The following is a 12351-nucleotide window of genomic DNA, read 5'->3' on the forward strand; positions in this document are numbered from 1 at the left end:
ACTCAAGCTCAACCCGGCCGGAAGCGTCGGCGATACGCTATAGCTCAGGGTGCCAGTACCACCAGCAGCAGTGACAGGCCTCACGCTGGCAGTATCCCCCACGGCATAGGTCGTGGTCGCCACGGCAGTGGTTGCACTCAAGGCCCCATTAATCGTTAAGGCGAACGTCGCCGTGGCCGTGTGGGCAGGCGAGGCGCTGTCAGTAGCCGTCACGGTATAAGTGGCCTGAGCCGCCGCTGCATTGGCGGTGCCCGTGATTGCTCCTGTATTTGCGTTCATGCTCAAACCGGCAGGCAGGCCGGGAGATACGCTATAAGTGAGGTTGTCGGTACCACCGGTAGCGATAACAGGTGTAACGTTAGCACTATCCCCCACGGCATAGGTACTAGTCGCCACAGCACTGGATGCGCTCAAAGACGTATAGATCTTTACGGTATAGCTATTTTTCGCACTTTCAAAACCAGGTAAATCGGCAGCCTGAGTCGCCGAAATGGTGCCTATTCCGGGCGCAAGCGCTTCTACCTCCCCTGCTTGCGTTACTTTTAGAAGCGTATTATTGCTGGATTCATAAGAAATTGCGCCCTTACTATTTGGCTGATCCGACGTCGCCGCATTAGAAGCCTTCTCTCCAACTTGCAACGCCAGAGAGTTTTTAGAAAAAGTCAACACAGGCCTGCTGGTTAACTTTTCAACGACAATACTTAGTATGTTCAAATTGGTTTGAGCATCCGCCATGACACACAAAATCAAAGCAGCCAAACCTAAAAGCAATGACAGGTGTTTTTTTTTGAAATACATATATATTTCCAAAGGAAATTCAAAAATAAATAATTAAATATTTCAGCTATTAGCTGAGCCTACTGAGACCTTTAAATCGTAGGTAGCACCGACCGAATCAACGACGCGCAGGGTATAGGTATCGATACCGCCAGGCACTGGCAAATTGTTAGTCCTCAGAGAAACTTCTCCAGAACCTAGTACAAACGCGTCAGGCAAGCCAATATCACTGCCGTTACGCTTAGCGCTGACCAACCTAAGCCCGGCAATTCCGATAGGAATAACAACTTCATTACTATTCGCGCTAACCTTAGTGCCTGGCGGCAACTTACTCTTATCTACGGTGACTCTTTTAACGCCTGTGCGATCTACTTTTGCAAGGAAGCTGCTTGGAAGCTTCATCGGTCTTGTGACGGCTTTCTCAAGAAGCGCTTGACTAGAGTACACCTGCATAGATTCTCTTCTGGCCAGGGATGAAGAAAACTCATTTGACCCCGCACTTTTCTTAGACAACAGTGCGCCAAGGTCAATATCAAACATTAGACTTTTGTTACTCAACGCCCCATCCCTACCGCTGGACACCCCGACAGTCAGGCGCGAAATGCCATAGGACATCCCTAGACTCAAATTACGTGCAACGCCATTTGAAACTCCAAGACTTACCAATGAGTTATTGAACAACTCGGCTTTAACGCCCCCTGAAAAATAAGGCCGACGCTGTATTTCTTTTGAGCTATCGCCCATCGCATAACTCACTTCTTCCATGCCAATGGACCCATTGAACACCAAAGACTGAGTGGGTGCATATTGAGCATCGACGCTGGTACCTTTCAGCTTTCCAGTAGCAATCTCTCTGGGGTCATAAAGAAAGCTGTAATAGGTTGGAGTTTCTTTGATGACCAGCTTGGCGGCCAGATTGCTTTTGCTTTGAGCTTGCGCCGCCCAAACTGAGCCACCGATGGAGTGAAAGCCAATACCGCTCTCAGGATGAAATAAATGGCGAACAGAAGACACTCCGGACACCTGCGTCACAGGCGTGCGAGTCTCGCCTGAGTCGAAATTAAATAAGGGCGTTCCTCTCATGAAAGATAAAGCATTGTCGAATTCGTATTTTTTATCTGGAGTAAGGTAAACGCCCCTACCCACCCATTCACTTTGATGCTTACCAAACTGCCCCATCCCTCCAACCGCAAAGCGATCACTGAACAGCTTGCCAAGCTCAATCTTGGTGGCTGCCTCACCTCCAGAGATACCGCCACCCAGCCGAAACCGCGTGTCTTGAGTTGAGACTGATACTGAATGACGGCCTAAAGATAAATTTTTGTCAGCCAAAGGAATAGAGAGATTGCTGACAGATTCACGTTGCGACTCAGCATCACTACTTGTTTCTAGAGCACTCATACCAAATTCTTGGTGAATTGACTCACGCCTGGCGGTTTCACTCAGCTGGGCAGCAGCCGCCTCCATCATTTGACCCAGAGGAAATTCTGGACTGGCCTCCATTGGCAAATCTGGTAGATCTGACTGAAGCTGCTTCTTACCGAAGGCCGCGACCGGGTGCAGAATGAACACCGCCAGTAAAAAAATTGATTTCCTAGAGAGTAATTTCAAATTGCACCCATAAAATAAGACTTGAAAGTTAACTGTTATTGCTTCAGCCCACCTAAACCAAACAATTACAACCCGAAAAGATATCCCGGACAGAACGACTCGTAAGTAGTCCGCCCCTTAAACACCTGTAAGGATCGCCCTACAAATAGAGCCTAAAGCTGAGACGCTATAGCTCTTACTGGACTAGCTCAGCAAATCGCTATACTTACCTATAAAACTCCTTGCAAATGAGGGGCGCATACAGTGGGCATAGACACGATCTGTGCTAATGATGCGCCCCCCAACAATCACACAAATACTCACAAATCACAGCTAATACTCACCGCACTCGTCAATCGCGTTTAGCATCGAAAGACACACGACAGCTTTTTTGGACTGTCCAGTACATTAGATGACTAGAATAAAGCCTATATACCTAGGTTTTTACAGGGGCGGTATGGAAGATAAAGATGATATTGGCAATATGGTTCCGGGAGTTATGGATTTGTGTCAGCAAGAAAAATCTTGCTCAGAGAGCCTTCCTGCACGAATCGCATCGGTTTCCGCTCAGCGGTCTTTTTACTTCAGCGAATCAAGCGCCGACCGCATCGTGCGCAACCTGGACGACTTACGTGATTTAGTCTTTCCCAAGCGGCCACACATTGATGGCGATAACGAGCAACGTTGTAGCCAATCATTCCCATCAGTATGCCTTATTGGTCTTGGCCACTGCGGTTCAAATATTGCTTTGGATGTTGCAGAGCTTGTATTCAATGCGCGAAAATTTTATTCAAACGAAGAGCTCACCTCGGAGCGATGGTTTCCAATTGGGAAGAGTCGCTTTGAAAAAAAATCTAATTTTGCCCAGTGGATTAGACATAACGTTCGGCTGCTGCCAAATAAAATGAGTAAACCGCTATTCCTGGTTGAACCCTTGGTAATTCTGGGTGATCTTGATAAAGACATAGCTGGAAGAATACATTTGTCGCGAAGAGGTCAGAAAAGCGGATTTCTTCGTTACTACAGTAAAATGAAGATAATGGATTTATCAGAAGTTCATGCTGGTGGCGCCGGCAACGCCCCCATTTTAGGCCAATATTTGGCCAAGATTATTCTCAACAGGGAGACTCAACAGTTCTCAAGCCTTGACTGGAAGATGATTCATTCATACCTCATCGACAGTTGCGGCATAAAGGCGAACCAGTCACGCCTTTACTTCTCAATTTTCAGCGCTGGCGGCGGCACGGGCTCTGGCATGGCGTCGGAGTTTGGTTTGGCGCAGCAACATTCATACATGAATAAAACCTTTGACACCAAGCCTACGGATGAGGACAACGGAAACAGTAGTCACTCGTTCGTATTCGAGCCTATCTTTAGCAGCGGCATATGTGTGCTTCCCAATGTATCCCAGCATAGCGGGGAAATGTCAGAAGCTTTGCACATTAACGCCGGTCGCCTGCTGTGCAAATATCTATCTGAAGAGTGGGATTTCTCTTACAACGTTGCGAATGAAGTGAGCAGTACTTCAAATGTCATGGAGCGTATTCGGCCGTGGAACGCAATGATGCTAATTTCGAACGACATCATGCGATACGCCGAAGAGGGTGGAAACAGTTTATGCTCCGATGTCAACGCAATGGAAAAACACGCCAATCAATATATTGCTCAGCAAATTTTCAATATATTAACAGCACAAGCTGTTACCACTGACTACGATAATAGTTATTTTCGTCGCGCTGGCATGGATATCGGTGAGACCATTCGTCTTGATGCAAACGATTTGTTCATGAGCCTCGCCGGTCCAGTGGCCATTGCCTATGCTGAGTCAGTAGTTTCAGAAACTCAGCCGCAGGGTATAGAGAAGTTCAAGAACACGGACAAAGAACAACAGCACTTAGACATTGATGATCTTTTCTTTCGCTCGATCGACCTACCCCACTTCAATACAGACACTCGAGCCATTGAGGGAATAAGCATATTGCCAGTCGAAGCGAAGCGCTATCGGGCTTCGTTAGAGGAATATAAAAGCTCTGGCTACGATGGGGCCTCACTGCGTGACCTGCACTTCTACAAAAATTGCTCTTCGGTGGTGTCAATCGTATCACTTCCAAAAGACTATAAATTATCATTCACAGACTTAAACCGACTGAAGACTCATCTAAACAACTTATTCCCCAATACGACACTCAAGCGTTACGCATTGGTGATTGGCGCATCGGCCAACTTGTCATTGACAACACTTGTAGCCAAGAGCCCATGCCTGTCAGATGACTTCCTAACGCTAATAGTGGCATTCGTCAAACGATGTTTTGCAAAGACACCTTACCGTTTCGATGACACAATAGATAATGCAATTCTGGACTGTATCAGTGACGAGAACCTGGACGAAGGGCTTATTGACTATTTATTAAACGATTTTGAGAACCCGGCAAAAATTCTTGATACAAATTGGTACGCAATCAAGCCAATGTATGAGAAAAAATATCGCGAACTCATACATGACAAAGACAAATACATCTCCATCAACGACATCCGTCTGTCGCGAGAAAGCGTTAAAAAGGCGATTAAATACTTGCGAGAAATATACAGACACCGCATTGGCGAAACCAAATTAGTTTCACTGAGCACCCCAGCGCACCCCGTGTAGAATAAAGCAGTGGGGACTAGCATTGCTCCAGGCTTATAGTGCCGCGACTCGTGACGGGTAAACGGCGACAATGCAATGATGGGGTTCAACTGGCTTAGGGAAGTTTTGAAAAATACTTCCACATTTGGTGAAATTCGCCAGTCACAATCACGGAACGATTGAGCCCCTCAGGTGATTTAATTTCAACCTGGAATTCCAAACATAGTTGCGGGGATCATAATGCTAATCCAAATACCCTCAACATCCGATTGTAAAGAGTCGGATGTCACGCCCGAATCCATTTATCTTTCCCGCCGCGCATTAGTCGGTAGCACGCTCGCAGGGATCACCCTGAGCGCAATACCTCGCTCGGCACAGGCACAAGAAGCCTTACGTTATCCCGATACAGGTCCCAGCGCTCCCCCGGACTGGTTCAGAGGAAAATTGCCTAAGACGAAGTGGCAATCAATTGCCACCAATGACGAAAAGATCACGCCGTTCAAGGACGCAACCCATTACAACAACTTCTACGAATTCGGGACGGACAAGGGGGATCCGGCACAAAGCGCAGGCTCGTTGAACACTGAGCCCTGGAGCGTGGTCATTGACGGCGAAGTCGCCAAGCCTGGTAGATACGCGCTCGAGGACTTTATGAAGCCTTACCAGTTGGAAGAGCGTATCTATCGTCTGCGTTGCGTGGAGGCGTGGTCTATGGTTATCCCCTGGCTGGGCTTCCCGATCTTCGAGTTGCTCAAGAAGGTCGAACCTACGGCGAAGGCAAAATACATTCGCTTCGAAACGCTGCAAGATCCGAAAACTATGCCCGGCCAGCGTTCCAGTTTCGCATTAATTGACTGGCCTTATATAGAAGGGTTACGCCTGGATGAAGCGATGAACCCGCTCGCGATCCTTGCGGTGGGTATGTATGGACGGGAACTGCCGAATCAGAACGGAGCGCCTTTGCGTCTAGTGGTGCCTTGGAAATATGGCTTTAAAAGCGTGAAGTCCATCGTCCGCATCAGTCTCACGAGCGAACAGCCCAAGACGACTTGGCAAAGTATCGCGGCAAATGAGTATGGTTTTTATGCCAACGTGAACCCGAATGTAGATCACCCTCGGTGGACCCAGGCGCACGAGCGCCGTCTACCTAGCGGACTTTTTAGCCCGAATATTCGTCAAACCGTAATGTTCAACGGATATGGAGAACAGGTCGCTTCTCTTTATACGAGTATGGATTTAAGGAGAAACTATTGACGCGCTTCAAGTTCTGGCGGTTATACGTCTTCGTGGCTGCAGCATCGGTGCCGTTGTTTTGGCTTTACCAAGGGTGGATTTTCTCGCTAGGGCCTGATACTGGGAAAGTGCTGATTGAGCGCTTTGGGTTAGGAACCCTCATGTTACTTCTGATCACGCTGACCATGACGCCACTGCAGCGAACAACTGCTTGGTCCGGATGGGTCGCGGTTCGCCGGCAGCTGGGGTTGTGGTGTTTTACATACGCGTCGCTGCACATGCTGGGCTATGGCTTTTTTATCCTTAACTTCGACTGGGCTCAATTGGGCGTGGAGATGGTCAAGAGGCCATATATCATCGTCGGCGCTTTAGGATTTCTTGGATTGCTGGCGCTGGCGGTAACGTCCAATCGCTATAGCCAGCGCCAATTGGGAAGGCGCTGGAAGAAACTGCATCGGCTCAGTTACCTGATTCTAGGCTTAAGTTTGCTGCATATGCTCTGGATCGTACGCGCGGACTTGAAAGAGTGGGTCATATATGCAGGCTTGTCTATGTTCCTCTTAGGGATCAGAATTCCTGCAATTGCTCGTCGAATTCAGAACAGTCGAGACAAGAATAGCAGGATGGTCAAAAAATAAAGACTGCGGGTAAGGGTTCCTTACACGGTGAATCGGTACCCAAGCTATTTACCCTAGAAGCAAGCTCCGTTGATGGTTAACGGAGCTGAAACCATAACTACCTGATAAAGATTTACTAATCAAGCGACAGTCGGGAGGGTATTAGCAATCCGGGATATCCAAACACCTTGTAAGCCCATTGCTTGGGCTTTTCCAAACCCCAGCGGCACCGGCAGTTTTGAAGCTATAACGATGTTTTGCATCGCAGAACTCTCGATGTAAACGAAGACATCAGCCCAAGAACATTCCGCCTTGGTATAAATTTTCCGCTTGATTCTCTCCTGCTGCAAAAGCTGGACAAGTTCTAGACTACGACATTGTCATCGCAGTTGCTCCGACGACTCATTGGCAACCAAATTGTTCGCCTCCCAAAAGCTGGGCCGATTGCAGTTTCTATAGGTACTACCATGGTCGATATGGACCCCTGCCTGTCGTTCCATTTTACGCCTCCAAAACTCTACCGGTGATGCATCGATAGCTCAGCCACCGTTCACCGGCAGTTTCATTAACTGGCCGAAAACCAAGCGAGAAGACAGATACAGCACCGCAGAAAATTACAACCTACGTTCATATATATAAACGTAGGTAATGTCGGTGCCCTAAACTTCGTTGGGTCCTACAACTTCGAGCAGGTGCTAAAGAAAAGATGGGCAGCGGAATCGTCCGAGCGCACTCTGACGAAATGGATTGATGACGCTGCTCGGTCGCAGTTCATAGACCACATTACTGCCCCCTAAACTGAAGGTCAGTTGGTACCGCTCACCTTGCTGAATATTCAATTTACCCTTGTCCATCATACGTAACCAAGCCCATGGGCCTTCACTGTACACCTCTCCCCCGCTCGCAGATGATGCACTAAGCCGCACCTGATTCCGTCCTTTACCACTGGGTAATAAAATCGGCGAAAAGGTGCCCGGCGTTCCACTTTCGTACAACACGGGCTGCCCATCAATATCAAGACTGACACTTGAAAGGGCCGCATCCGCTGTCAGCGCTTTTAGGTCGAAGCGCAGCGAAGGTTGGCGTGCTCCAGGAACGAAAAACATATCGCGCAAGCGAGCTGCATATTGAAATTGGTTGAGGACTTCCTGAGATATGTGCAAAGGCGTGGGGCCTACTGTGCGCCAGCGCCATTGGCCGCGACTCATGTCCACATAGGCGGCAAGATTTCTGTTGAAAAAATCATCGACAATTCCTCCAGGGCCGAAGAACTTGCCAAAATCATCTGCCGTGATATCTCGCGAGGCACTGCGTACGAGCGGGTATCGATCAGCAATTGCATCGCGACAAAAAGATGCGCCAGAAGCCCTCCAAAGGTCGTTTAGACGTTCACGAGCACTACCCATGGTCAAGGCGCCCCCCCTCTCCGCGATATCACGAAAAACCGAGGATAACGGCGCAATCTGGGTTGGAGCCGCCTTTCCGAGACGTATTAGTATGTCATTTTTGGGGGGGGGCGTGCCGCTACGACGCGCTTCCTCAGCGTCATCGAAGTATTGCCCAGCCTCTCTTAACAGCGCAAAAGCCTCTTCCAAAGATTGTCCTCCAGCGCCCCCCACTAGTTTATGCAGGTCGGCAAAATGCCGATCAACCGAATTGGCAAGTACTGGGGTCGCCACCAAGGGTGTGCTTGCAAAGTCGAGTACGGAAGACAGTTTCCTCTGCGCTTCGTCAAACTTATCCAACTGCGCATGGTCGACGGGATTATTGTCTACCCCTTCGGTCAGCCGCTCTAGGCGGGTTTCTCTCTCGGCCGCCAACAGTAATAGCCTTACTGGCGAATCAGGCGCACTGAGTGTTTTTATTACTTCAGCAGCTTGGCCCAGGTTCGTTAATGGAACTGGACGAATATCGGCCAGAATGCTATCCCATTCACGGATGTAATCAGTGAAGTAGAGCTCCAGCACCGCAGTCTTCAAAGACTGGAAGTTTTCATGCATTCCGGCTGAGTCCTGATCATTCAGCACCCAGCTGTCCTGGGACATACTTGCTATCACCTGCTCGCTTCTGGCAAGTAGCTCTCGATAGCCAGCCACTCGATATAGCCCATTAACACCGCGCGACAGTGACTCGCCACTCTTTCGCATCAGTAATGACGACACGTCGCGCCCAGAGATATTATTAACTGTCAGTTCCGCAGTTTTTAATTTTAAGTACCGTTTCTTCAAACGAGAATAGACACGATGAGCAAGTGGTGTGCGTATAAGTATTGAGCGGACCTGAGATACTAATGCTGCATCTAATCGCACTGGCTCAATCTGTTTAGGGTAAGCAGCTAGCATCGCACTTAGATGGGCCAATAGCTGTTGGCGCTGTGTGTCGTTGATAGACAACGCTCCATTGCGCCAGCCAAACTCGACCCAGGCTTGCACAGCAGAGGCATCAAAGTACTGACGATAACCCAACATCAGATAAACCCGCAGGGTTTCGTAAAGGAACTCCTCATTGCTGGCTTCGCCTCGTTGTAGTGAGCTTTCGATATCTGCCACAATCGCTGGTAACAGTGTATTTCGTAAAAGCCGCTGATAAAGAAGGACAGCGCCATCTCCGAGTTTGTAACCTTGATAAAGCCCCATACCATTGATGGGTGAAACCTCAAGAGCACCATCGGAAAACCCGGCTGATAGATTCCGGGCGGCATTAAGCACAGGCAGTGTCTGCGCTAATGTGACAGGCTTGGTGTCGGCATTGGAAAACTGCTCCGCCAATTTAGCAAGTTTTGCCGCATCAGTTTCCGCCACGCTCACGAGATGTTTGTTACGGTCGTAGCTAACCGTCAAGGTCGCTGCCAATGCCAGCAAAAACAACCCTATAGTGACGACACCAAAACGCTTGACAGTGCGTTGGCGACGCTGTTCTTTAAAGGTCGAACCTGCCAGCCCTGATTCTTTGAATATTACTTCCCGCATCAGCCGCGTTATGAAATAACTGCGACCACTGACAGGTTCAGAATTAGAAGACGATCCGTTGTTTAACTCGGATATTAACGCTGCCTTTTGGTCAAACGACGTGCGCACCTGATTGCCACTGATGAAGTAAACACCACGAAGTAAGGTTGGCTCCTGATAGCTATTGGATTCGAATACACTATTCAGAAAATATGCCAAAACGTCTTTGATACTGGCGAATTTTTGCGCGAATCCATAGAGCAATGCGCGACGCACCAAATCCGGCTCTTGTTGCACACGCTCCAGCGTCCGTGCAAGCAGTTGACGCTCCAGCGCCTTAAACTCAATAGGGAACGCTGTCAATACTGTACAAGACTGACCATCGGCTTCGGTTTGAGGTAGTTCGAATGTAATCCCCCATACTTGAGAACGCTCCTCAAGACCGAATGGCTCGAAAAACTCGACGAATCCCGGCAGCAAATCGCATTTGGTTATGACTACGTACACAGGAAAACGTAAGCCAAGTCGCTCATGCAGTTCGTTAATACGGGCACGGATTGCTTGAGCGTTCGCCTGCCTTTCGGCTTCGCTCTGCTGCAACAAGTCACCCACACTAATCGTCACAATCACGCCGTTAATCGGCCGCAAAGGTCTGTGTTTTTTTAACAGCCCAAGGAAACCATTCCACGCCGTCTTATCGGCCTGCGTGAAACTATCATCTGTCGGGTCGTGACCCGCCGTGTCGAGTAATACGGCCTCGTCGGCAAACCACCAATCACAATGCAGCGTGGCGCCCACCCCACGAAGCGAGCTCTTCCCCAACGAATCACGAAGCGGGAAATTCAGGCCCGACTGAGAAAGCATGGTGGTTCTGCCGCTATCTGGCGTGCCGACGATCATGTACCAAGGTAATTTATATAGGTACTGGCCACTCATATTCCAGCCAGGATTGGCCCTACGTAGTATCGCCATGGCCTCCCGCATACCTTCGCTCAAGGCCATGATTTCAGCTTGCGACTCCCGGCCCCCCGATAATCTGCCAAACGGCTGTCGACCTGAAACGCTGCTAATCAATGAACGATTGGCTTGCCTTGCCTGAAAAAAAACATAAATAAAGTAGGCCGCCCAAATGACAAACAACAGTAGGATAACTCGCCATCGCCAAACCTCCCGTGCCAGCATGTCGTTGCGATCAAAGACTAGCAGCGGGCCTAAATACCAGACCAGCAGAGACAGGAGCAAAACACCGAGCAATGACAAAGACCAACGCTTGGTTAGCCAGCCAAAATATCGTTTCATAGGCATTCACGTAATTTCATTGAAAGGATCCAAGAGATCTACTGCATCTGTGCTGGTGCAAGTAAGATGATTTCAACTCGCCTGTTTCGAGCACGATTGATTGGCGTATCGTTAGGAACCAACGGTTCAGTCTCCCCGCGTCCCTCACTCAAGTAACGCTCTGGTGGACCCGCACGTGAGGCCAGCAGTTGAGTGACACTCTTGGCCCGGGCGTTGGACAAATCGAAATTGGATGACAGGCGTGCCATCATCGAAGGTCTGATGTTGTCAGTATGTCCGACCACCAACACATCACCGGGTACTGTGCCGAGTGCATCGCCGATACGAGCCAGAAGCGGTTCGAAAGTACTCGCCACCTCGGCACTGCCTGAAGCAAAAAGTCCATCTCCACTTAAGGTAATGGTTGACCGGCCAGCACTTTCTCTGACACTGATTAAACCTGTGGCTATTTCCGGTGCGAGAAATCTCGAAATGCCAGCTGATTCAACTTTGGGAGCCGTCGGTGGATCTATCGACTGCGCGATTTTTGATGGCTGCGTGACTTGAATCTCATGCAGTTGAGAATAAACAGGATCAGAGTAGCTATTCAGTAACCAGTTGTAAGTCATCTGCAACACCAATAAAAGCGCCGCTACTACAGCCGTTAATACCCACAGTGGCACGGATCGCAATACCGATTGCTGCGATGCTTCAGTACCGCGCCAACATACCGACAAATCCCTTTCTACAGCACCACGCTTTTGCTGAATCAACTGGAGAAGACGGGCACGCAGGGAAGTCAGTTGCTCTCTCCCACCCTCCATCACTCTATAGCGTCCTTCAAGCCCCAACGCCAGGCAGAGGTACATCAGTTCAAGTACATCGAGATTTTTGTGAACATCCTGGCTCAAACGTTGCAAAATCAAAAAAAACTTCTCGCCTCCCCAAGCTTCGTTGTGAAACGTCACCAACAAACTACGGCTATTCCAAACTCCCCCCCCCCATGAGGTACCTGAAATAGTTTCATCAATAAGAGTACAAAGCGCGTAACGCGCCGCAGCCACTTTCTCAATATTGATTTGACTGGCGCATGCTTGTGCCTCAAACACCTGGATTGTATGAATCAGACGCTGGCGTAACTGTTCCATATCAGGTGGTGCAGCCAACAAACGTAAAGGCATGACCATATCCAATAACGGATTTGCTGCACGGACCAGCGGATTCAGACCTTCACCTTGCGAAGTCTTCGCCCCAAAAAGCGCATCGTTCAAACTCACGTCCC

Annotated in this window: 7 protein-coding genes; 3 read left to right on the plus strand and 4 right to left on the minus strand. The window is 49.1% G+C overall.

What is annotated here, in order from left to right; genetic code table 11:
• Positions 1 to 798 (minus strand): putative Ig domain-containing protein (locus AUC60_RS17930; protein WP_193441874.1); only part of this gene is annotated, 798 nt, incomplete at its 3' end.
• Positions 799 to 840: 42 nt separating this feature from the next.
• Positions 841 to 2388, minus strand: a complete 1548-nt coding sequence (locus AUC60_RS17935) for a hypothetical protein (protein WP_144443269.1) — start codon at positions 2386 to 2388, stop codon at positions 841 to 843.
• A 436-nt stretch (positions 2389 to 2824) separates the two neighbouring features.
• On the opposite strand from AUC60_RS17935, the gene AUC60_RS17940 reads away from it, so the two are divergent.
• From AUC60_RS17940 to msrQ, 3 genes are all read left to right on the plus strand, one after another.
• Entirely contained in the window at positions 2825 to 5014 is a 2190-nt protein-coding gene (locus AUC60_RS17940; RefSeq protein WP_144443270.1) for a hypothetical protein, read from the plus strand.
• Positions 5015 to 5233: 219 nt separating this feature from the next.
• Complete coding sequence (gene msrP, locus AUC60_RS17945; RefSeq protein WP_087270450.1) at positions 5234 to 6247, plus strand: protein-methionine-sulfoxide reductase catalytic subunit MsrP; 1014 nt, start codon at positions 5234 to 5236, stop codon at positions 6245 to 6247.
• Complete coding sequence (msrQ, locus tag AUC60_RS17950) at positions 6244 to 6864, plus strand: protein-methionine-sulfoxide reductase heme-binding subunit MsrQ (protein WP_087270453.1); 621 nt, start codon at positions 6244 to 6246, stop codon at positions 6862 to 6864. Before msrP ends, msrQ begins: the two co-directional genes overlap by 4 nt.
• 674 nt (positions 6865 to 7538) lie before the next feature.
• Here msrQ and tssM read toward each other — a convergent pair.
• Entirely contained in the window at positions 7539 to 11096 is a 3558-nt protein-coding gene (tssM, locus tag AUC60_RS17955) for a type VI secretion system membrane subunit TssM (RefSeq protein ID WP_087270457.1), read from the minus strand.
• 32 nt (positions 11097 to 11128) lie between these two features.
• Entirely contained in the window at positions 11129 to 12346 is a 1218-nt protein-coding gene (gene icmH, locus AUC60_RS17960) for a type IVB secretion system protein IcmH/DotU (RefSeq protein ID WP_238599597.1), read from the minus strand.
• Positions 12347 to 12351: the final 5 nt, after the last annotated feature.

This window comes from Pseudomonas caspiana (assembly GCF_002158995.1).
Classification (GTDB): Bacteria; Pseudomonadota; Gammaproteobacteria; order Pseudomonadales; family Pseudomonadaceae; genus Aquipseudomonas; species Aquipseudomonas caspiana.

What these genes read in the sequence shown, in the direction of transcription:
- AUC60_RS17940 (WP_144443270.1), top strand. Translation starts at nt 2,825, where the DNA reads ATGGAAGATAAAGATGATATTGGCAATATGGTTCCGGGAGTTATGGAT.
- tssM (WP_087270457.1), bottom strand. Translation starts at nt 11,096, where the DNA reads ATGCCTATGAAACGATATTTTGGCTGGCTAACCAAGCGTTGGTCTTTG.
- msrP (WP_087270450.1), top strand. Translation starts at nt 5,234, where the DNA reads ATGCTAATCCAAATACCCTCAACATCCGATTGTAAAGAGTCGGATGTC.